Annotated in this window: 20 protein-coding genes; 14 read left to right on the plus strand and 6 right to left on the minus strand. The window is 71.3% G+C overall.

Going from position 1 to position 21717, the window contains the following annotated elements:
* The first annotated feature begins 111 nt into the window (after positions 1-111).
* From ACYVLP_RS14570 to ACYVLP_RS14580, 3 genes are read left to right on the plus strand one after another with little or no spacing between them, the layout of a single operon-like run.
* The gene (locus tag ACYVLP_RS14570) at positions 112-1449 is read left to right on the plus strand and encodes a sensor histidine kinase (protein ID WP_460628057.1); all 1338 of its coding nucleotides are present in this window, start codon (positions 112-114) and stop codon (positions 1447-1449) included.
* On the plus strand, positions 1437-2078 hold the full coding sequence (locus ACYVLP_RS14575) for a response regulator transcription factor (RefSeq protein WP_460628058.1): 642 nt from the start codon (positions 1437-1439) through the stop codon (positions 2076-2078). The genes ACYVLP_RS14570 and ACYVLP_RS14575 overlap by 13 nt, the downstream gene beginning before the upstream one ends.
* Before the next feature lie 19 nt (positions 2079-2097).
* Positions 2098-3135 carry a DUF4097 family beta strand repeat-containing protein gene (locus ACYVLP_RS14580; protein WP_460628059.1) on the plus strand — a complete coding sequence of 346 codons (1038 nt, stop codon included), beginning with the start codon at positions 2098-2100 and terminating at the stop codon, positions 3133-3135.
* Between the two features lie 180 nt (positions 3136-3315).
* On the opposite strand, the gene ACYVLP_RS14585 is transcribed toward ACYVLP_RS14580, so the two are convergent.
* The gene (locus ACYVLP_RS14585; protein ID WP_460628060.1) at positions 3316-4881 is read right to left on the minus strand and encodes a hypothetical protein; all 1566 of its coding nucleotides are present in this window, start codon (positions 4879-4881) and stop codon (positions 3316-3318) included.
* Between the two features lie 209 nt (positions 4882-5090).
* Positions 5091-5438, minus strand: coding sequence for an antitoxin (locus tag ACYVLP_RS14590; RefSeq protein ID WP_460628061.1), 348 nt, complete (start codon positions 5436-5438; stop codon positions 5091-5093).
* Positions 5439-5698: 260 nt separating this feature from the next.
* On the opposite strand from ACYVLP_RS14590, the gene ACYVLP_RS14595 reads away from it, so the two are divergent.
* Positions 5699-6340, plus strand: a complete 642-nt coding sequence (locus ACYVLP_RS14595) for an SRPBCC family protein (RefSeq protein ID WP_460628062.1) — start codon at positions 5699-5701, stop codon at positions 6338-6340.
* A gap of 7 nt (positions 6341-6347) precedes the next feature.
* Here the strand turns inward: ACYVLP_RS14595 and ACYVLP_RS14600 are convergent, their stop codons facing one another.
* The gene (locus ACYVLP_RS14600) at positions 6348-7496 is read right to left on the minus strand and encodes a GNAT family N-acetyltransferase (protein WP_460628063.1); all 1149 of its coding nucleotides are present in this window, start codon (positions 7494-7496) and stop codon (positions 6348-6350) included.
* 573 nt (positions 7497-8069) lie between these two features.
* Between ACYVLP_RS14600 and ACYVLP_RS14605 the strand changes: the two genes are divergently transcribed.
* The 7 genes from ACYVLP_RS14605 (at position 8070) to ACYVLP_RS14635 (ending at position 15540) form a co-directional block, all read left to right on the plus strand.
* On the plus strand, positions 8070-9650 hold the full coding sequence (locus tag ACYVLP_RS14605; RefSeq protein ID WP_460628064.1) for a hypothetical protein: 1581 nt from the start codon (positions 8070-8072) through the stop codon (positions 9648-9650).
* 30 nt (positions 9651-9680) lie between these two features.
* A complete protein-coding gene (locus ACYVLP_RS14610) occupies positions 9681-10472 on the plus strand; it encodes an inositol monophosphatase family protein (RefSeq protein ID WP_460628065.1) in 792 nt (263 codons plus the stop codon).
* Positions 10473-10873: 401 nt separating this feature from the next.
* Positions 10874-12295 (plus strand): esterase/lipase family protein, encoded by a 1422-nt coding sequence (locus ACYVLP_RS14615; protein ID WP_460628066.1) that lies wholly within the window; start codon positions 10874-10876, stop codon positions 12293-12295.
* A gap of 14 nt (positions 12296-12309) precedes the next feature.
* On the plus strand, positions 12310-13272 hold the full coding sequence (locus tag ACYVLP_RS14620) for an MBL fold metallo-hydrolase (protein ID WP_460628067.1): 963 nt from the start codon (positions 12310-12312) through the stop codon (positions 13270-13272).
* Between the two features lies 1 nt (position 13273).
* The gene (locus ACYVLP_RS14625; protein ID WP_460628068.1) at positions 13274-14860 is read left to right on the plus strand and encodes an FAD-dependent monooxygenase; all 1587 of its coding nucleotides are present in this window, start codon (positions 13274-13276) and stop codon (positions 14858-14860) included.
* Between the two features lie 48 nt (positions 14861-14908).
* The gene (vapB, locus tag ACYVLP_RS14630; RefSeq protein WP_460628069.1) at positions 14909-15130 is read left to right on the plus strand and encodes a type II toxin-antitoxin system VapB family antitoxin; all 222 of its coding nucleotides are present in this window, start codon (positions 14909-14911) and stop codon (positions 15128-15130) included.
* A complete protein-coding gene (locus ACYVLP_RS14635; protein WP_460628070.1) occupies positions 15121-15540 on the plus strand; it encodes a PIN domain-containing protein in 420 nt (139 codons plus the stop codon). The genes vapB and ACYVLP_RS14635 overlap by 10 nt, the downstream gene beginning before the upstream one ends.
* A gap of 63 nt (positions 15541-15603) precedes the next feature.
* On the opposite strand, the gene ACYVLP_RS14640 is transcribed toward ACYVLP_RS14635, so the two are convergent.
* Entirely contained in the window at positions 15604-16401 is a 798-nt protein-coding gene (locus tag ACYVLP_RS14640) for an arylamine N-acetyltransferase family protein (RefSeq protein WP_460628071.1), read from the minus strand.
* 161 nt (positions 16402-16562) lie between these two features.
* Here ACYVLP_RS14640 and ACYVLP_RS14645 point away from each other — a divergent pair, with 161 nt between their 5' ends.
* Positions 16563-17357, plus strand: coding sequence for a glycoside hydrolase family 16 protein (locus ACYVLP_RS14645; protein WP_460628072.1), 795 nt, complete (start codon positions 16563-16565; stop codon positions 17355-17357).
* On the opposite strand, the gene ACYVLP_RS14650 is transcribed toward ACYVLP_RS14645, so the two are convergent.
* Positions 17351-18364, minus strand: coding sequence for a patatin-like phospholipase family protein (locus tag ACYVLP_RS14650; RefSeq protein ID WP_460628073.1), 1014 nt, complete (start codon positions 18362-18364; stop codon positions 17351-17353). The genes ACYVLP_RS14645 and ACYVLP_RS14650 overlap by 7 nt on opposite strands.
* 155 nt (positions 18365-18519) lie before the next feature.
* The gene (locus ACYVLP_RS14655) at positions 18520-19551 is read right to left on the minus strand and encodes a sigma-70 family RNA polymerase sigma factor (protein ID WP_460628074.1); all 1032 of its coding nucleotides are present in this window, start codon (positions 19549-19551) and stop codon (positions 18520-18522) included.
* A 106-nt stretch (positions 19552-19657) separates the two neighbouring features.
* Here ACYVLP_RS14655 and ACYVLP_RS14660 point away from each other — a divergent pair, with 106 nt between their 5' ends.
* Both ACYVLP_RS14660 and ACYVLP_RS14665 read left to right on the plus strand, forming a co-directional pair.
* Positions 19658-19999, plus strand: coding sequence for a VOC family protein (locus ACYVLP_RS14660; RefSeq protein ID WP_460628075.1), 342 nt, complete (start codon positions 19658-19660; stop codon positions 19997-19999).
* Between the two features lie 505 nt (positions 20000-20504).
* The gene (locus ACYVLP_RS14665) at positions 20505-21680 is read left to right on the plus strand and encodes a LacI family DNA-binding transcriptional regulator (protein ID WP_460628076.1); all 1176 of its coding nucleotides are present in this window, start codon (positions 20505-20507) and stop codon (positions 21678-21680) included.
* The last annotated feature ends 37 nt before the right edge of the window (positions 21681-21717 follow it).

A 21717-nucleotide genomic window follows, 5' to 3' on the forward strand; every position in this document is an offset into this window, starting at 1 on the left:
CGTCGACTGGTCGCTCGGAACTCAGGCCGAAGCGCACCTGTAGTTTTCTCCACCCTCCTTCGGGCACAAAGGTGATGGCCCCGGTGACCGGCGCCCGCCTACCGTGAATGCGTGACCACCGCGAGTCCCACCCCATCGACACCGAGCGCCTCGGGCGCCACTGCGGCCGTAACGAGCGCTCCCGCCACCGGCGGGATGCGCGCGAACCGGGCGGCGAGCTTCGCCGAGCGAAGGCTGGCACCGCGCCACACGGCATACGTCGTCCTCGGCGGGCTCGTCGCGTCGCTCGCGGCACCCTTCATCTGGACGTTCATCGGCATGGGCATCGGGATGCTCATCCTCGTCGTCGGCTTCGTCTTCATCGGGCTGGCCATGCTGCTGTCCGAAGGTCTCACTCGCTGGCACCGGGCCCGCGCCGCAAACCTGCTCGGGGTCGTCATCGACGCGCCGGCGCCCTCGGCAGTCGAGGGGTGGCGGGGCCAGCTGTCCCGGCTCGGCCAGGCCGCGTTCTGGCGCCAGCTCACCTACAACGCCATCATCGCGCCGACGCTGCTGGCCGCCTCGGCCGCCGTCATCGCGTTCAGCTGGGGAGGCGGCTTCGCCCTGGCGACGTCGCCCCTGTGGCGGACCGTGGGCCCCGACGCAGCCACCGTGCCGGGGGGCGTCCTGCAAGGGGTCGGCCACATCTGGGGCGGGACCGTGATCGGCGTGCTGCTGCTCTGGCTGGCTCCCTGGTTCGCCCGCGGTCTCGCGGCGCTGGATCTGGCCATCGCCAGGCCGATGCTCGGCGAGACACGCGGAGAGCAGCTGACGCCTCGGGTCACCGCCCTGGAGCAGACCCGCGCCGGCGTCATCGACGCGGCGGACGCCGAGCGTCGCCGCATCGAGCGTGACCTGCACGACGGTGCCCAGCAGCGCCTGACGTCCCTCGCACTCAACCTCGGGATGGCGCGGTCCGCCCTGCGCCCCGACGCGTCGCCCGAGGCGCGCCGGGCCATCGAGGAGGCGCACGACGAGGCCAAGCAGGCGCTGGCCGAGCTGCGGTCGTTCGTCCGCGGCCTGCACCCCGCCGTCCTCGACGAGCGCGGCCTCGACGCTGCACTCTCAGGCATCGTCGCCCGCTCGCCGATCCCGACGAGCCTGCACGTCGTGCTCGCGGAGCGCCCACCACGCACCCTCGAGGCCGTCGCCTACTTCGTGGTGTCCGAGGCCCTGACGAACATCGCCAAGCACTCCGGCGCCACTGCCGCGGCCGTGCGCGTGACGTCCGACGGGCGGCGCCTCGTCGTCGAGGTGACCGACAACGGGCACGGTGGTGCGAGCCAGGGCGCCGGCTCCGGTCTGACCGGCCTCGCTCACCGCGTCGCGGCCGTCGACGGCACCCTGGAGGTCAACAGCCCCGCTGGAGGTCCCACCGTGCTCCGGGCGGAGATGCCATGCGCGTCGTGATCGCCGAAGACTCGATCCTGCTGAGGGACGGGCTGATTCGCATGCTGGGTGCCCACGGGATCCAGGTCGTCGACGCTGTCGGCGACGCAGAGTCCGCCCTCGACGCGGTCTCCCGGCACCAGCCTGACCTCGCGCTCCTCGACGTCCGTATGCCGCCCACCCACACGGACGAGGGCCTGCGCGCCGCCCTTGTCATCCGCGCGCAGTGGCCCGAGGTCGCGCTGCTGATCCTCAGCCAGTACGTCGAAGAGCGTTATGCCGCAGACCTGCTCGCAGGGACGACCTCTTCCGTCGGGTACCTGCTCAAGGACCGGGTCGCTGACGTGGACGAGTTCGTCGAGATGCTTCGCCGGGTCGCCGACGGGGGGACCGCGCTCGACCCCGAGGTGGTGGCCCAGCTCCTCGTCCGCCGCGACAAGAGCCCGCTGCACCGGCTGACCGAGCGCGAGCGCGAGACGCTCGAGCTGATGGCGGAGGGCCGCTCCAACACTGGCATCGCCCGCGCCCTGCACGTCACCGAGAGCGCCGTGGCCAAGCACGTCAACGCGATCTTCACCAAGCTCGAGATGCCGATGACCTCGAGCGACCACCGGCGAGTCCTCGCCGTCCTCCAGTACCTCGCCGAGTAGGAAGCGTGAGCGAACGACCATGAACGCCAACCAGTTTGATCCCACGACCGGGCCGTCGAGCACGCCGGGCTCCCCTGGCACTCCTGCGGGCGCCAACCCGGGTCGCCCGGTCCTGCCGCCGGCGCCGCCGGTCCCCGACGACCGCATCCACGGCGACGACCTCCCCGGCAACGAGCCCTTCGGTGCGTCCTGGCTGCGGCCGACCCTGACGGCCACCGCCGACCCCGCCCAGCGCACCACGGAGCCCGCACCGGCGCGACCGACGCCCAGCGCGCCCATGAGCAGCCCACCGACGAAGTCCTGGCTCATCGCGGGGCTCGGGGCGACGCTGCTGCTCGCCGCCGCTGCGAGCTTCAGCTCCTGGAACGCGCTGACCGGCGGACTGTGGCGCTCGGCCGACCAGAGCCAGTCCTACACGCAGAGCATCAGCAACATCACGTTCGAGGGCTCCTCCGGCGACGTCGTGATCCGTGCCGACTCCGCGTCCGGCAAGGTCGAGGTCAGCCGCCACCTCAGCTGGGGCCCGGGCTCGACCCAGCCGAAGCCCGATGAGTCGGTGACCGGGTCGACGCTCAAGATCGCCTCGAACTGCTCGGCCTTCATGTCGTGGTGCTCCATCGACTACATCGTCCACGTGCCGGCCGGGACCACCGTCAACCTCAACAGCGGGTCGGGCGACGTCGTGCTCGCAGGGGACCTCGGCAGCATCACCGCAGAGACCGGCTCGGGCGACATCTCGGTCGAGGGCAGCGGCACCGGTCCGGTCAGCCTCAGAGCCGGTTCGGGCGACATCGCCGCAAGTGACCTCGGGTCCAGCCAGGTCCTCGGCCACACCGGCAGCGGCAGCATGGACCTCGACTTCGCGCAGACGCCGACCGACGTGACCTTGGACGCAGGCTCCGGCGACGTGTCCGTGCTGGTGCCACAGGGCATCTACGCCGTGACCGGGGACTCGGGCTCCGGTGACCGTGAGGTCGGCGTGTCCCTCAGCTCGACGAGCACGAACAAGATCGAGATCAGGACCGGCTCGGGCGACGTCAACGTCAGCTACCGCTGAGCCACACCGGTCCGGCGACGAGCAGGACACCGCCGGAGACCCTCCATGGGCGACCACCCGCACAGGTGCCCGTATGCCGTCCACCCCGTTGGGCGGCATACGGGCACGTTCCGAGGCTATCGGCCCGGCGACTGTGCCTGTCGGCGAATCGGGTCCCGCCGCGGGGCGTCTGGGCTCGACCTAACGGCCGCGGCCCTCGACCGCCTGGACATCCTGGCCCAGCTGTGTGGGCGCCGGTGTGTAAGCGGTGGTGGCCGGCTCGTTGGCGAGGGCGGCATACTCGGCGACCTTGAAGGACGACATGGCCACGAGGCAGATCATGCCCGTCGTGAACGCGGCCAGCAGACGGGTCCGGGTGCGATCCAGGTCGGCCGGCCGCGACTTGACGGCCGTCAGGACGATCGAGCCGCACCAGACGAGCGCCCCGACGACGAAGACGACCGCGAGCGCAAGGAGCACCGCCGACCGGCCCGCAGCATCCGACGCGGCGCTCGCCACGCCGCCGTTGAGCAGCGAGTACGCGCCCGTGGCGAGGCCGAGCCCCACCAGCCCGGCCATCGTCCAGCGCACCCCGCGGCTGCGGGACTGGAGCAGTCCGGCCCCGGGGACGACGGTGCCCAGAGCAGTCAGCCCGAGCGCACGACGGAAGCCGATCTCGAGCTCCCGTCGGCGATGGCGACGGCTTCGCTGCCCAGACAGCAGGTCCGCGCGCCGGCTCGACCCGGGACGCGGGCGTCGGGGCTCCTGCGTGTGGCGCGGCGTCAGCGCGGCGAGGCCGCCTGCCGCTGCCAGGAGCAGCCCGGACACGACAAGCCCGCGGGCCGGGATCCTGCTTCCCGCACTGACGTTCTGCAGGTCGCCGGTGGGCGGCATCGGAGCGCCGGAGCCGCGTGTCGTCACCGCAGCGGCGATCGTGGTGGTCGGCGAGGTCGCCGGCCCGCTGGCGGCCGCCGCGGTCGTCGTGCTGGGTGTCGTGGTCGGTGTCGTGGTTGGCATCGCGGTCGTAGCCGTGGTGGTCGGGATGGCCGGCGAGGTGGACCTGACCGCGCGAGGGGGCGTGGCGTCCGCTCGGTCGACCGGGGTCCGGTCGTGCCGGTGGGCGGGCAGGCCCGGCTCCCGGCTCGCCGGCGGCCCGGCCGAGGGCCCAGTCCTTCGCGTCGGGATCGTCGTGGTCTGCGGTCGTGTCGTCGGCTCCCCCGTCGTGGCGGGCACCGGTGTAGCCGGGTCGCTCGCGCCTGTCGGCGCTGTCGTGGGAGCCGTGGCCGAGGTCCGCGGCGCCGTGGGTGAGTCTGTCGGGGCCTGCGTGGGTGACCCCGTGGGTGACTCTGTGGGCGACTCTGTGGGTGACTCTGTGGGTGACTCTGTGGTGGGCTGCGGCGAACCGGTCGAGTCGCTCGTGGTCGGCGTGGCGCCGGCCGGGCAGGCACCGACGCCGGGGTCATCGCCGCCGACCTGGACCACGACCACCCTCGTGTGGCTGTCCGAGAACACGTCACCGACCTGCGGCTGGTCCTGCTTCCCGGTCAGGGCCGCCCAGTCGACGTCGTTCGGGTTCTTGCCGGTCTTGACGAGCTCGTCACCACCACCGGGCTTCTGGACGTAGGTGCAGACCCAGGCCTTGTGCGCGTCGCCGGGCGTCGCCGACGCCCGGGCTGCCAGGCCGATGACCAGAGCGGCGGTCACGGCAAGACCGCCCAAGGCCACGTACACGGCCACAACTCGGCGCATGGCGATGGTCGTCGTCATGACTGTCCCTCATTCCTCGGTGCGAGCTCCATCTCCTTTCAAGACGCAGCAGCGCGCCAACTCTGGCGCTGAGGTGCCCGACGTCTCGGATTCGGGAAGGAATGATCGGAGGGACGGGGTCGGCAGATCCACGTCGAGTGGGCGCCCCGTTTCACCGGCCACGTGACTGGGGTGACCGGAGTGACGGCGCGCTCACTCGACTGGAAGGGTCAGGACGGCGAGCCCGAGGGGGTGTCGTCGTCGAACGCCGAGTGCTTGTCGTCGGGGACGACCGTCGGCTTGGGCTGCTGCTGCTCGACGAGCTTGTCGAGGCTCTTGTCCACACCGGCGCGGACCTTGCTCACGGTCTCCGTGTGCTTGCCGCCGGTCTTCTCCCCGATCTTGGCCTCGGCCTTGTCGAGGGCGCCGTCGACCTTCTCGCGGTTCTGCTCCGCGTAGCCGGCAACGAACGAGACGATCGCCTTGATCATCTCGGCGATCGCGTCTCCGAAGTCCTTGGCCTTCTCCTGCAGGTGGACCTCGTCTGCCTTGTGCTTGAGCTGGTCACCGAACGACACGGTGTCTCCTCACGTCGCTGGTCCGGCGCCGCGCCGGACTCCCTGGTCCCAGCGTCGTACTGGTGCGTAGGCGCCCGCAACCGGGGTCGTCCCGGATCCGACCCTCAGTGACCCTGAGCCGGGTCGCGAGAGACCCGGATCGGCCCGTCGCCGGGCGACCCGGCCGCCCTCTGCCGCAACCCGGCCCGCATCAGGCCGGTCCACGGGCGTACCGTCGGAGGCGTTGGTCCTGACGCCCAGGCACGGGGAGGTGGATGGCGATGCCGGAGGCCGGTACGACCCGGCGCGCTCTGGTGGCTGCGACGGTCGGGGCGGCGGTCAGCATGTCCGTCGTGACCCTCCGATGGTCCTACCTGCGCTGGGGAGCGATCGACCACGAGACCGTGGAGCAGCTGCCCGGCGACGAGCTCATCCCGTCGCCGGGGCTCGTCGCGACCCGGGCGATCACGATCGAGGCGCCACCGGCGCAGGTCTGGCCGTGGGTCGCGCAGCTCGGCCAGGGACGTGGCGGCTTCTACAGCTACGACTGGCTGGAGAACCTGGCGGGCTGCCAGATCACGAGCGCCGACCAGGTCGTGCCGGAGTGGCAGGACGTCGCGCCAGGGGACGAGTTCCGGCTGCACCCCAAGGTCGCGCTGACGGTCGTCCAGGTCGACCCCGAGCGCGCACTCGTCGTCGACGGACGCCCGCCGGAGGGAGCGCCCGGTCCGCCGTACGGGTTCACGTGGTCGTTCGTCCTGCGCAAGCATCCCCACCTCGCCACCCGCCTCATCGTCCGCGAGCGGTACGACTACACGCAGCCGTGGTCCCCGCTCGTCGTGGAACCGCTTGCGTTCGGAAGCGCGGTCATGACACACAAGATGCTGCGCGGCATACGCGACCGCGTCGAGGGCCTCGTCTGACGGGCGCTCAGGCGCGGAGGAGCTCCCAGAAGAGACCATCGCCGAAGCTCCCGTCCGCCAGGAGGTCAACCGCGTGCTCCCGGCCGAAGGTGACGAAGTCGTTGGACCGCAGGACCGCGTTGCTCGCCTCGTTGTCGGCCGCGGTCTGGGCGACGAGGCGGCGCATCCCGAGCCCACCTTCCGCACTCGGCCGGAACGCGTGCGCGATCGCAAGACGCGCCGCGGACTTGGCGACCCCGCGGCCGCGAGCGCTGGGGAAGAGCTGGTAGCCGAGCTCGGCGGCGTCGCCAGTCATCGGCCCGCCGCGGTCGAACAGGCCGACACCGCCGAGGGCCCGGTCCGTGGACGCGTCGGCGACGCACCAGTCGATCGCCGTCCCGGCCGCCTCACGCTCGCGCCGAAGGTGCAGCCACTCCGGGAACGTCTCTCGTCGCAGCACCCCGCGGGCCGGCATCCAGTGCTGCGGGTCGTCGCTGCGCGGCTCGATGGCATCGATGTCCTCGGGTCGCCAGCGCCGTAGCCGGAGTCCGTCCCCCTCGATCGTCGGAGGCACGAACCACGGGGCCTGTGGAGCGGCCGTGTCGCCGGCACCGATGCTGCCCGTCCACGTGTCGAGCGCGTCGGGCCCACCGAACGGGTCGGGGTGACTGTCCGGGATCGTCCCGTGGAAGGTGAAGCCCGCCGCCCAGACCGCCCGCCGCGACGCCCAGTTGCCCCCGATGGCGCGCCAGTGCACCCGCACCAGCGTCCGTCCCCAGACGCTGGTCCCGAAGCCGTATGCCGTCACGAGCCGGACCGCTCGCGTCATCAGGCCGCGCCCCCTGGCCTCCGGGTGCAGCCCGAAACCGAGCTCGCCCGCGGACGCGACGGCCGTTGGCCGCAGGTCGATGGTGCCGCCGAAGCGGGGTCGCCCGTCGTCGTCCACCCACTCGATCGCCCAGGACCGCTTGGCGGTCGGCGACTCCCAGTCCCGAAGGTTGGCCTCGATGAACTCGACCGCATGGTCGTCGGTGTACGGCCGGGGGACCGTCGTCCAGCGCAGGCTCTCGGGGTCGGCGCTCTGCTCGACGATCGCATCGGCATCCTCGAGCCGGTGGGCCCGCAAGGTGACGAACCCGTCAGTCAGGGTCGGCACGGTCACGATCGGCACGCTCATGCGGGCCAGCCTGCCAGCCGGCATACATCGGATGCCATGCGGTATCCGGTTGAGGTGCAACGTCGTGCCCTCGGGCGACGAAACACCTCGACCCGACCACCCCAAGGAGAGGGTCCACGGCAAACACAGACCGGGAGCCAGCGATGCTGACTCCCGGTCTGTAGGCCCGCTTCCCCTCCACAGGCTGCGTACCGGGCTCTACGGTACCGAATGAACCCCCACGAGAAACGCGCGTTGCGACATTGCCTCACCCGCGCAACGCAAGGATGATGCCTTCGAGGGGAGTTCGTGGGGTTCAAACCGTCCGAAAGGGGTTGTCGGCAGGTTGGTGACAGGGGACACGGGGGATGCAGGGGACGCGGAGGACACGCGCGTGCGCGGGCTGCGCCGCGAAGGAGTGACGCACGCCGATGGCGGAGCGGGAGTCTCCCCCAAACCGCGACTCCCGCTCCGACACACCGGGTGCGGGCGCCACGTTACGGACCAGACGTACTACGACGCTGCGTCGTTGCGCATTATGTTGCGCGGCGCAACGTCGGACGCAACGCGACGAGCGCCGTGGCGGTGGGTCACGTGCTGATCGACGAGATGCAGTGGGTGCTGCGCAACGCCCGGATGTACGCCAGGGACCATGCCCTGCGCAGTGCCGCCGGCTTCGCGCAGGGCGCCGGGATCGCCGAGCCGGTGCACCGTTCCCAGGTCGGACGCTGGGAGAACGGCCGGGTCGAGGTGACCCGAGGGCTGGTTCGCCGCTACGAGACGGTGCTCGGCCTCCCCGAAGGCCAGCTGCTTGCGGCAATCGACTTCTTCTCGCGGGCCCGCAACCCGGTCCGCGCCACGGCGACCCTGTCACCGCGCGAGGAGCCCGACGTCGACGAGACGCTCGCGCTGCTCGAGCGTGCCCTGGCCGAGGACCGCATGACCGGGCTCGACTGGGACCGCCTGTCCGACAACCTCGGGCGTATGCCGCACGCCATGATCCGGGCGCGTGACTGGGAGGCGCTGCTGCGCCGCGGTCTGGAGGAGCTGAGCCTGAGCCTCCACCTCGACTACGCCCAGCGCTCGGATGCGCTGGCCCGACTCGCCGGGCACCCTCGAAGCGGCGCGATCGTGGCGGGCATGGCCGAGGAGGTGCTCGGCCAGCCGGAGGCGCAGTTCTACAACGACACCCTGACGCTGCTGTCGTTCACGACGCACCCGGAGGCCATCGCCGTGCTCCTGGGCCAGCTCCGGGACCCGACGAACACCAGCGCCCTGCGCGCCTGCCTCCTCGTGCTGACGACCCTCGGCCGCGCCGGACGGCTCGACCGGGAGACCAAGTCCGAGGCGGCGATGCTCGCGGTGCGGCACCTGCGCGACTCCGGCCAGCCCTACCGTGTCCACCGAGGCGCGGCCAACCTGGTGCGGGAGCTGGGGCCGACCGGCAGCCAGCGGCTCGCGAGCGCCCTCACCGCCGAGGACCGGCGGGCCGCGGCTCTCATCATCCGCGACGGTCGAGCGATCAGCTCCCAGGCGATCCGCGAGGCCCACCGCCGCATCCGCGCCGCGCTCGACGTCGGCGACGGCCGGGGCGCGGCGGCCTCGGAGCCCGTGCTCAACGACCTCATCGAGACAGCGCTCGGAGACACGAACGAGGAGGACCGCTCCAACGCGCTGGGCATCATCATGATCTCGCCGCAGAGCCGCGTGATCGGCCGCGTCCATGCTCAGGCCTTCGCCCACGCGTACGCCCGCGGCGACCATGTCGCGGTGCACGAGAGCCTCACGGTGCTGACCTGGATGGGCCAGCCCGGCGACCTCGACCTCTTCGAACGGGTAGCCCTGTCCCCGGTCGCGCCGCCGGACGTCGTCATGGAGGCCGGCTACGTCGTCGGCAACACCGTCGAGGCGGCCACCCGACGGCGGGACGAGCGGGAGGCGTCGTTCGCGCGCCGGATCGCCGAGGTGATCGTGACCACCCGAGGCGAGGCCGCCGCCGACGAGCTGCGCGGCCTCACCTATGTCCTGGGCATGCGAGGCCGCTACGACCTCATCGGGACGCTCATCGAGTCGCTGCCGCCGCAGGGCATCGACCCCACCTCGACGACCGAGGTGGCACGCGGCGTGCTGAGCTGGTGGCTGGACATTCCGTCGCACCTGCGCCCCGTCCGCTGACCCGTCGGAGGCGGTCAGTAGTTTGGAGGCGTGGACACCGACGCGATGCTGACCCTGCTGCGCGACGTCGCCGAGGAGGTCATCAACCCTCGCTTCCGGACGCTGGCCGCGGGGGAGATCCACGAGAAGCGGCCCGGCGACCTCGTGACCGACGCCGACCGCGAGGCCGAGGTGCTGATCACCTCGGCCCTCCAGGCGGCATACCCGGATGCGGTCGTGCTCGGTGAGGAGGCGTATGCCGCCGACCGCGGGCTCATGGAGCGCTACGTGAGCGCTTCCCATGCCTTCACCGTGGACCCTGTCGACGGCACGAAGAACTTCGTCCACGGCTCTCCCGACCACGCGGTCATGGTGAGCGAGACGCGCGACGGCGTCGCCGTGCGCGGGTGGATCTGGCAGCCGCAGCACGAGGTGGGGTATGCCGCCGAGCGGGGTGCCGGCACCTGGCGTCACAACGCCGCCGGTGCCGTCCGGCTCACCATCGACGAGCCCGAGGCCGGCACGGATCTGCGGGGTCGCACGTCGCGGCGGGCCTGGATCGGCCGGACGCTCGACGGGATGAGGCCGATGACGCTGACCTGGGTGTCGTGCGGCATCGACTACCCGAAGCTCGTCGAGGGCGAGGCCGACTACATCGTCTACGCGAAGGCGGCGCCCTGGGACCACGTGCCCGGCTCACTCCTGCTCGCCGAGGCGGGCGGCCACCTCGGCACGACCGACGGGCGGCCCTACCACCCGCGCGACATCGCGCCCCCGGGGCTGGTCGCCGCTGCCGGCCTGACGGCATACGAGCGCGTATGCCGTGGCCTCGCGACGGACTGAGCCCTTGGCGCCTCGCTTCGCTGCGGCGCGTGCCACGGCGCCTTTGAGGCATTGCCTTCCTCCGCTGCGCTCGCTCGTTCCTCCCACGCAGAGCGTGGGACCCAGCTCGCTGCGCTGCGTCCAGGCAACGCCGGCGCCGCGGCATGCTTTTCGCGCCTCGCTTCGCTGCGGCGCGTGCCGCGCCGCCTTTGAGGCATTGCCTTCCTCCGCTGCGCTCGCTCGTTCCTCGCTCGCTGCGCTGCGTCCAGACAACGCCGGCGCCGCGGCATGCTTTTGGCGCCTCGCCTCGCTCGGGCTGAGCGCGCCTGGGAGTTCACTGATTCTGGTATCACGCGGGGAGCCACGTGCCACCGTTGATCTGACGGGTTCGCCGGGTTCGTGCGGAAGGCGGTGTGTGGTCGATGACGAGCAACGACCTGGTGGTGGTGCTGCCAGGGATCACCGGGAGCACTCTCGGGGTCAGGGGCGTTGACGGGTCGCCCGCCAGCGCGAACCTCATCTGGGCACCGAGCGCCGGCGCGGTCTGGAAGCTGCTGACGGGCGGCAACTCGATCCTCAAGCACGCGCTGCCCGACGGCATCGGCGACGAGAACCCGGGCGACGGCGTCGAGCCGGTCGCGCTCATGCCCGACGTCCACGTGCTCCCCGGGATCTGGACCCCGATCCGCGGCTACGACGTGCTCGTCAACACGCTGGAGAAGCTCGGCTACAAGCGCGACAACGGCGCCAAGCCGCCGAACCTCATCGCCTACGCCTACGACTGGCGCCTGTCGAACCGCTACAACGGCGAGCGTCTCAAGACCGTCGTCGAGCCGGCGCTCGAGCGCCTGCGGGCGCAGGGGGGCGAGTTCTCTGACGCCAGAGCGGTTTTCATCTGCCACTCCATGGGCGGACTGGTCGCTCGGTGGTACATCGAGAAGTGCGGGGGAGCCGAGGTGACCCGCAAGCTGATCACGCTGGGGACACCCTGGCGAGGTGCCACCGATGCCCTCGAGCAGCTCGTCAACGGTGTGAAGAAGGGCATCGGTCCGCTCAGCATCGACCTCACCGCCTTCTCCCGGAGCATGCCGTCGCTCTTCCAGCTCCTGCCGGAGTACGCGTGCATCAGCAACGCCGGCGGCTACGCCAAGACGACCGAGATCTCAGTGCCCAACGTCAGCACCACGATGGTCGCCGACGCGATGGCCTTCCACACAGACCTGCAGGCCGCCGAGGCGGCGCGCGCCGCCAGCCGCGACATGACGCACATGGTGCTCGGCATCCGGCAGCCGACGCAGACGACCGTGACCCTGCAGGACGGCAAGGCCTTGACGTCTCAGACCTTCGGCAACGTGAACGACTACGGCGACGGGACCGTGACGCTGACCGGCGCCGTGGGGCTCGGCGAGACGCTCGACACCAACCTCGCAGTCCGCGTGCCCGAGCAGCACACGAACCTCCAGTGCAACCAGTTCGTCCTCGACCAGGTGCAAGAGATCCTCACCGCTCAGCCCATCCGGCGTCGGGATCTCGCGGACACGAACGTCCGGGCCGTCGTGCCCGACCTGCTCACGACCGGGCAGGCGCTCAAGGTCTCCTTCGACCTCGAGCACGACGACGCGGACGCCACCCCGGCGCGCAAGTCTGTGACGGTCACGGTGCGCAGTGCCAAGGGAAAGGTCCTGGCCAAGGCCGAGCCCACTCTGCGCAAGGGACACGGCGTTGCGTCGTTCAGCGACCTTCCGCCGGGGACGCACTCGGTGACGATCGCCGGCACGGAAGCCAGCTCGACGGTTCGTCCCGTCACCTCGACCACGGTGGTCTGGCCCAAGCCGACCCGCTAGGAGATCATCACGGGGTGGGCACCAAGCCGTTCGCCTCGTCGGCCGACACCGCGGAGAAGCAGCAGACGCTCGACGTGCTGGCCGACGGCGTCTATGCCCTGACGGCCGAAGGCGACCCCAACGTCGGCGCGATAGAGGGCGAGGACTTCCTGGTCTGCTTCGAGGCCCTGGCGACGCCGACCGCCGCGAGGGAGTGGCTCGAGCGGCTGCGTGAGCACACGGACAAGCCGGTGCGCTACCTCGTGCTCTCGCACTATCACGCCGTCCGCGTGCTCGGTGCGAGCGCGTTCGATGCTGAGGTGATCGTCACCCACGAGACGACGCGCCGGCTCATCGAGGAGCGAGGCAGGGAGGACTGGGAGTCCGAGTTCGCCCGGATGCCAAGGCTTTTCAAGGATCCCGGCTCGATCCCCGGGCTCACTCGGCCGACCGTGACGTTCACCGACCGGATGACCATCGACCTCGGTGGCAGCCGTGGCGACCTCGTGCTCCAGCACTGCGGGCGCGGGCACACGGCAGGTGATCTCGTCGCCTGGCTGCCCAGCCAGAAGGTGCTCTTCGCCGGCGACCTGGTCGAGGCGCAGGCGGCGCTGTACACCGGAGACGCGTTCCACCGGGACTGGGCGACGACGACGCTGGACCGCATCGGCGCGCTCGGGGCTGGGCAGCTCGTGGGCGGTCGAGGCGCCGTCGCCCGCGGCGCCGACGCGGTGGCCGCCGCTGTCGAGCAGACCCGCGGCTTCCTCACCACGCTGCTCGACGAGGTGGGAGCCGTCCACGCCCGCGGCGGACGGCTCAGGGAGGCCTTCGAGGCCGCGCACCGGGCGCTCGAGCCGGCCTACGGCCGGTGGCCGATCTTCGAGCACTGCCTGCCGTTCGACGTCTCGCGGGTCTGGGACGAGCTGTCGGGCATCGACTGGCCGGCCGTGTGGACGACGGAGCGGGACCGCCAGGTGTGGGACCAGCTCCAGGGCTGACGTGAACGGGCACAGCTCGCCGGTGGTCGTGGTCGGCAACGGGCCGGTCGGGCAGACGACGGCCCTGCTGTTGGCTCGATGGGGCATTCGTGTCCTGCTGCTCGACGCGCGACCGGGCCGTGAGCTCGTCGGCTCGAAGTCGATCTGCCAGCAGCGCGACGTGCTCGACATCTGGGAGAGCGTCGGCGCCGGTGCGCAGATCGCGGAGGAAGGCCTCACCTGGACGACGGCACGCACCTTCTACCGGGGCGACGAGCTCTTCAGCCTCCGCTTCCAGGAGGTCGGGTCGTCGCCCTTCCCACCCTTCGTCAACATCTCGCAGTGCCGCACCGAGCAGGTCCTCGACGAGCGGGTCGCGGCCCAGCCGCTCATCGACGTCCGCTGGGACCACCGGGTGGTCGCCGTGGGCGAGACGCGCGACGGCGTGGCGCTGACCTGCGAGACCGCAGGCGACGTCGTCGACGTGACGGCGCCGTATGCCGTTGTCTGCTCGGGTGGGCACAGTGACGGCATCCGGGGCGGGCTCGGGGTGAGGTTCGAGGGCCGGGTGTTCGACGACGAGTTCCTCATCTGCGACATCCGGACGGACCTGCCCGGGTGGGAGCACGAGCGCCGCTTCTACTTCGACCCGGTGTGGAACCCGGGGCGCCAGGTCCTCATCCACCCGTGCCCCGAATCCACCTTCCGGATCGACTGGCAGGTGCCCGCTGGATTCGACCTCGAGGAGCAGGAGCGCTCGGGCGCTCTGGACGCGCGGATCCGGCAGGTCATCGGGGACCGCGACTACGACCTCGTGTGGCGCTCGGTCTACCGCTTCCAGTCACGCGTCGTGGACCGGATGCGGGTCGGGCGGTTCCTGCTCGCCGGCGACATCGCCCACCTCATGGCGCCGTTCGGCGCGCGCGGGCTCAACTCGGGCGTGCAGGACGCGGAGAACGCCGCCTGGAAGCTCGCCTTCGTGCTGTCCGGGTGGGCGCCCGAGGAGCTGCTCGAGTCCTACCACGTCGAGCGCCATGCGGCCGCCGTCGAGAACCTCGAGGTCACCTCGGCGACGATGCGGTTCCTCGTCCCCCAGACCGACGAGGAGCGGCGTCACCGCACCCGGATCCTGGAGCGCGCGAGTCGAGACGATGCCGCGCGGGCCCAGGTCGACTCCGGCCGTCTGGCCGAGCCGTTCTGGTACGTCGAGTCCCCGCTCACCACGCCTGACCCGTCCCGGCCCTTCCCGGGCCGCCCGCCCAGGGGCGCGCTGCCCGCTCCCGGCCCGGGTGTCATCGTGCCGGACCTGCCCGTGCGGTCCGGGCGGCTGCGCACCGTGCTGCGCGAGGGGGTCACCCTGCTCGTCGGTCCGGACGTGCCTCTCGGCGAGGTCCGCAAGGGAACGACCGACGTGTCCGCACCGGTGCAGGTCCACAGGTTCGAGGACCTGTCGCCCGAGCTGCTCGGGCTGGTCGAGGGCCGTGCCGACGAGGTCTGGGTCGTGCGGCCCGACGCCCACGTGGCCGCCGTCCTCACCCAGCCGTCCGCAGCCGAGGTCGGCAGAGCCATCGGCCGCTTGCTCGGCAGGGGCGCACCTGTGGGTCCCTGATCGGGGTTGCATGATGGCTTGGTATCATGCGATATCGGAGGTGGTCACATGACTGATCTACTCATTCGCAATGTCGATGACGACGCGCTGCGGAGGATCGATGCGGACGCTCGGCGGCAGGGCCTTTCGCGCAACGAGTACCTCCGCCGCGAGGTCTCGCGTCTGGGTCAGGGGGCTGGTCGGCCCGCGACGCGTGCTGACCTCGAAAGGTCGATGGAGGCGTTCGCCGATCTCGACAACGACAGCGTCATGGACCAGGCATGGTCGTGACGCCGACCTGGGTGATCGACAAGTCGGCCTTCGTACGGCTACCCGGATCACCCGACGTCGACCTGTGGCTCGATCGCATGAACCGCGGCCTGGTGCGGGTCTGCACGGTGACCCTTCTGGAGCTGGGGTTCTCCGCCCAGTCCGCTGACGGCTGGCTGCGCGGGCTGCACGATCCACCTGTGGGCAACCTTCCGGTCGAGAACCTCACGCCCCGTATGGAGGCGCGCGCTGTGGAGGTGCAGGGACTACTTGCCGAGCGCGGACACCATCGGGCGGCGAAGATCCCGGATCTCCTGATTGCCGCCGCCGCAGAGCTCGCCGGTCTCACCGTTGTGCACGTCGACAAGGACTTCGACCTCATCGCTGACGTCACCGGCCAGCAAGTCGAGCAGCTGCGTGGGTCCTTCTGAGCGCTAGGGACCCAGCGTGTTCGTGCGGCGAGCACGGCGGACGAACCGGCGCCGGGCGTCCCTTCAGCCGATCACGACCCCGAAGTGCTCGGCCAGGGCGGCCGTCGCCTGCGCCTCGTCCAGCTCGCGCTCGTCCCGGCGGCCGTGCGTGGTGGTGATCAGCCGGCGGTCGCTGAGGGTGATCCGCCCGGTCTCCGTGAGCCGTGACACCACCGACTTCTGCGTGAAGTGGCTCTCTGGTGAGGTCTGCTGCCAGAGGTTGCGCTCGGCGATGTCGGCGAGCGGGTGGGGCGCGGACAAGAAGGCGTACTGGGTGTGCCACTCCTCGCCGTCGCGGCGCTCGCGGTAGAGCCACGTGCCGTCGACGTCCCGCTCCAGACCCACGTCCTTGCCGAGCTCGTGGTGCCCGGCGCCGTCGCGCAGCGGGATCGGCTCCACGAACGCGTCCCCGAAGCCCACGTCGACCAGGGCCGTCTCGTCCATCGCGGGTGAGGTGACGAGCAGCGCCAGATGGTCGAACTCCGCGGTGAGCCCGCCTCCCGGGACCGCCACCTGCGCCGACACGTGGTCGACGGCATACCCGAGCGAGCGGAGGAGTGCCGCGAACAGCCCGTTCAGCTCGTAGCAGTAGCCGCCGCGGTGCCCGACCACGACCTTGTCGTAGGCGTCGGCCGGCTCCACGCTGATCGGCCGGCCGAGCGCGATGTCGAGGTTCTCGAAGGGCACTGCGAGCAGGTGCGCACGCTGGAGCGACGAGAGCGCAGCGAGGGTCGGCGCCGCGGGCGCGATCGCGCCGAGTCGGCCCAGGTATGCCGTCACCTGAGCTGGCGTGAGCGTGTCGATGGTGGTCGGTGAAGTCACCGAACCATGGTGAAACCTCGAGCCGAGTTCATGTCAACCACGACGCGCCTCCCCAGCCGCAACACACCGAGCAGTCGCAAACGGTGACGGTAATAGCCGCAGAAGTTTGCGATTCCGCGGTGTGTTGCGCGGGCTCGTCCGGTGAACAGGCACGATGAGACATGGACACCGTGGACGCCGACACGGACGGCTTCGTCGACGACTTCGACAGCGAGGACCTGGACGACGCGGTGTGGACACCGCACTACCTGCCAGCGTGGAGCTCACGAGCGCAGACGCGAGCCGCGTACGAGCTCGAGGACTCCTGCCTCCGGCTCGTCGTTCCGGTCAGTCACCCCGTCTGGTGCGAGGGCGACCATCTCCCTCCCATCCGGGTGTCCGGGATCCAGTCGGGCAGCTGGTCCGGGCCTGTCGGCAGCACGGCGGGCCAGCAGCGGTTCCGCGAAGGACAGACTGTGCTCGAGGAGCAGCCGGAGCACTGGGGCTGGACGCCCTCCGGCGGCGTGGTGGAGCTGCGCGCGCGGATGGCGCTCTCGCCCCGCTCGATGGCGGCGCTGTGGATGGTCGGCCGGGAGCAGGTGCCCGAGGAGTCAGCAGAGATCTGCGTCGTCGAGGTCTTCGGCGACGCCGTCGAGCCGGGCCGCTCCGCCGCGATCGGCTTGGGCCTGCACGCCTTCCGCGACCCCCGGGTCACCGAGGACTTCGAGGCGCCCCGTCTCCCGCTCGACGTCGCCGAGTGGCACACGTATGCCGTGCACTGGGGTCCCGAGCGTGCCGACTTCCTCGTCGACGGCGCATGCGTGCGATCGTGCGCCCGCCCACCGGCATACCCGATGCAGCTCATGGTCGCGGTGTTCGACTTCCCGGAGCAGTCCGACGGGCACGACACGCACCTCGTGCCGGAGCTCGTCGTCGACTGGGTCCGCGGGTCGGCAGGGTCGGCCGGCTCTCAGTAGCCGGCGTGGTCGAGGGCCTCGGTGGTGAGCTGCCGGCCCAGCTCGATCATCTCGGCGGCACGGTGGAAGTCGAGGGTGCGCACGGCATTGGAGGGCACTGTGACGAGCACGTCCGGAGGGTTGCTCGCCATCCGGTAGCGCGAGATCAGGGCGCTCATGGTCTCGAAGGACATGTTGAGCAGATCGACGAGTCCGATGTCGGCCTGGCCCAGCACGAGCGCCCCGCTCGGCGTCTGTGCGACCTGGGTCGCGACCGCCGCGGCCAGGCCGAGGTCAGGGTCGATCGTGGCGGCGCCAGGCTCCTTGGGGTGGGCGAACCGTCCTGTGATGGCGCGGACCCGCTCCGAGTCCAGCACCTCGGCCGCGCTGCGTCGGAGGCGGCTGGTCCACTCCTCGCGCGGGCGGGGCTCGGACGACTCCTTGACCGGGGTGGCGGTGCCGTTCGATGAGCGCATGCCCGAGAGCGACACCGCGATGGTCAGGTCCGCCGAGGCCGCGGCCGTCGGCTCGATCGGGATCGGGTTGATCAGGCCGCCGTCGACGAGCACCCGACCGTTGATGACGGCCGGCGTGATGACGCCCGGGATCGCGATCGAGGCGCGGATGGCGTGCTCGACCGGCCCGCGCTGGAACCACACCTCGCGCCGGGCGTTGATGTCGGTAGCCACCGCCGTGAACGGGATCGGCAGCTGCTCGATCGTCGCGCCGTCGAGGATCTCCCCGACCTTGGCGATGACGCGCTCAGCACGGATCGCGCCCCCGGGAGCGGTGAGGCTGATGTCGAGCAGACGCCAGACCTCGCGCTGGGTCAGGCTGAGCGCCCAGTCGGCGTAGGTCTCGAGCTTGCCGGCCGCCGCGACGCCGCCGACGAGGGCGCCCATCGACGTTCCCGCGATCGCCACGACGTCGATGCCACGCTCGTCGAGCACCTGGAGTGCGCCGACGTGGGCGTAGCCCCGCGCCCCACCCGACCCGAGGACCAACGCTGCGCGCAACCGATCTGCCACGAGATCGACGATACGACCGTCGGTCCGCCGCCTGCTGACTCGCCCTTCCAAGCCGCGCCGGATGGTCTGCCGGATGGTCTGCCGGATGGTCTGCCCTGACTGGTGGTGATCACCCCCATCTCGCGCAGACCTCGCAGCAGAGCATCCGTGCGAGCTCAGCCGCGCAGGTAGTCGATCCGGATCTTGCCCAGCCAGGCCTCGTCGGCGAGCAGGTCGATGCCGACGACCCGGCCGTCGGCCACCTGGAACGCGAACGCAGCCTTGGGCACGCCCTGGAGCGTCCAGACCGCTCCGACGTGGTCGTCGAAGGTGGCCAGGCGCGCCCCCTGCGCCCGCCCGCGGAACATCTCCGCGACGGCGGCCGAGCCACGCAGCTCGCCGGGCGAGCCCATCGCCACGGCGGCGGCGTCCGCACGCATGACGACGTCCGGGTCGAGCAGCTCGAGCAGCCGGGTGAAGTCCCCGCCACGCGAGGCGGCCAGGAATGCGCCGACCACCTCGCGCTGGCGGAGGCGGTCCGGTGACGGCGGCTCCGGCTCGGCCGGCGGCGTCACGACCTCGTCGCCCAGGTCGACGTCGGCGGACTGCACCCGGCGCCGGGCACGGCTCGCGAGCTGCCGGGTCGCGGCAGGGGAGCGGTCGACGATGTCGGCGATCTCCTCGAACGGAAGGCCGAAGAGGTCGTGCAGCACGAACGCGAGCCGTTCGGCCGGTGACAGCGTCTCGAGGACCACGAGCAGCGCCAGGCCCACGGAGTCTGCGAGCTCGGCCTCGTCAGCGGGATCGCCTGTGCCGGAGCCGGTTCCAGCAGCCGGCGCGAGACGGGGGTCGCGTGACTCGGCCACCAGCTCGGCCAGCTCGGTGTCCCAGGCGTCCTCGCGACGAGACGTGCGCGAGCGCAGCATGTCGAGGCTGACCCGGGCGACGACGGTGGTCAGCCAGCCACCGAGGTTGGCGACGTCGCTCGTGTCGGACCTGCTCAGGCGCAGCCACGCCTCCTGCACGGCATCGTCGGCGTCGGCGGGGGAGCCGAGCATGCGAAACGCGACGGCGTGCAGATGGGGCCGGTGCGCCTGGAAGTCGTGAGCCAGCCAGTCAGCCTGGGCCGCAGCGTCGGCGGCGCTTCCCGCGCTTCCCCTCGTGCTGTCGTCCGGTCCGACCTGGCCGGTTGAGCTCGTCTCGGTCATCTCGTCACATCCTCTGCTCGGCATCCGTCATAGCGTTGACGAGCCACGAGCACCAGATGTGACACCGGCTCGGACTCTCACCACCCGATTCTCGAAGGAGCCTGACATGGCCGCCATGAACACCCTGATCTACCCCGTCAAGGACCTCGACAACGCCAAGGCCGTCTTCACGATCCTGCTCGGCGTCGAGCCGCACACCGACCAGCCGTACTACGTCGGCTACACCGTCGACGGCCAGGAGTTCGCCCTCGACCCGAACGGACACCGCAAAGGTCTGACCGGTGCCGTGCCGTTCTGGAGTGTCGACGACCTCGACGGCCGCATCTCGGCTCTGGTCGGTGCGGGCGCGTCCGTGGTGCAGCAGCCCACCGAGGTCGGCGGCGGCCGCCGGACCGCCGTCCTCGCCGACACCGACGGCAACCACATCGGTCTGATGCAGGACAGCTGAGCGCGCGTCGACCCCCCTCAGGCGGGCATCCCGGCCATCGGCCGGGGTGCCCGCAACACATTCTGGGCACTGAGTTTCCGAACTTTCTCGGCGGGCTCGGGCGAGGAGGTATGCCGCCCAGGCCGGGTGAGGGCGGTCGTCCACCGTCCGTGCTGGCACCGGGTGGGTCGCCCGAGGCCCTGTCTGGCGTCGAGCTTGGCTGTGCCCCAAGGAAACCCGCGCTCCGCCGGTCCCCGCCGACGCGGCTCGGCGATCGTCGAGGAATGGATCGTCGGGGGTCCTCCTCCGGCCCGCCCCGGGGACGGTTTCGGCTGCGGTCTCAACGGGTACGGAATGGGCGATATGCCAGGTTGGGCGCGGCTTACGGCTTGCGCACTCCCGGCCACCTGTGCAGGATGGGGAACGCAGATGTAAGCGCTTACACCGCTGGGCAGGCCCCGGCAGGAGCCCGACAAGGGCCCCGGAGCGGACACATCACTCAACGACGAGATGCGAGGGGTAGGCCGTGGCAGCAGCACGCGTGCAGGGCGACCCGCCGGCAGGTCAGCCCGCCGAGCGGCCCCCCGCCGAGCCCACCCAGCCCACCCAGCCCACCCAGCATTCCGAGCCGACCGAGCCGACCGAGGCCACCCAGCCCACCGAGCCGGCTCTGCGGGACGGCCACCGGGTGAACCCGGCCCCAGCCTCGGCGGGCGCCACGATCTACTCGGTCGCCGAGCTGGCCGGAGTCTCGATCGCCACGGTGTCTCGCGTCCTGCAGGGTGCCGGCGTCGTGTCGACGAAGACCCGGCAGAAGGTGCTCGACGCCGTCGACGAGCTCAACTACGTCCCGCTCGGCGCGGCCCGCAGCCTCGCCGTCCGGCACCACGAGGCCCACGGTCTGGTGCTCCCGGAGCTGTCCGGCCCCTACTACTCCGAGCTGCTCATGGGCTTCGAGTCCCGCGCGGCCGAGCTCGGGCAGAGCGTCATCCTCATGCTCACCGAGGGCAAGGGCGACATCGCGCGCGCCGTGCGGCAGCTGGCCACCCGGGTGGACGCCATCGCCGTGCTCGGGTCGGCCGCCATGCCCCCGCCGGTCGCGCGGGCGCTGCACGGCCAGAAGCCGGTCGTCATCATCGCGGGCGACCCTCAGGAGGGCATCGAGAGCGTGCGGGCCGAGAACGCCGAGAGCGCCGAACGTCTCACCGAGCACGTGCTCGACCACGGGCGACGCCGGCTCCTGTTCGTCGGTGACCCCGGCGGCGCGCCCGACACCGAAGAGCGCTATGCCGGCTTCGTCGCGGCCCACCACGCCCGTGGGCTCGACCCGGCCGACCCGATCCGCGTGCCGTTCCGGGAGGGTGAGGGCGTCGCCGTGGCCCGGCGGATCCTCGCCGGCGAGATCACTGCCGACGCGCTCGTCTGCGCCAACGACGAGCTCGCCCTGTCGATCATGACGACCCTGCAGGATGCCGGTCGCGAGATCCCACGCGACCTGGCCGTCGTCGGGTGGGACGACGTCATGACCGCCCGCTACGTCCGGCCCGGGCTGACCACCGTCCGGCAGCCGGTGCGCGAGCTCGGAGTGCTTGCCGCCGACCGCCTCCACCAGCGTGTCGTCGGGGGCGCGCCACACCCTGCACCACAGGTGCTCCCGACCCAGCTGGTCATCCGCGCGTCCTGCGGCTGCACCGGCGCCTGAGCGGGCGACCGCTCGCCCGTGCCTATCGGGCCGTCTG

This window comes from Intrasporangium mesophilum (assembly GCF_054783095.1).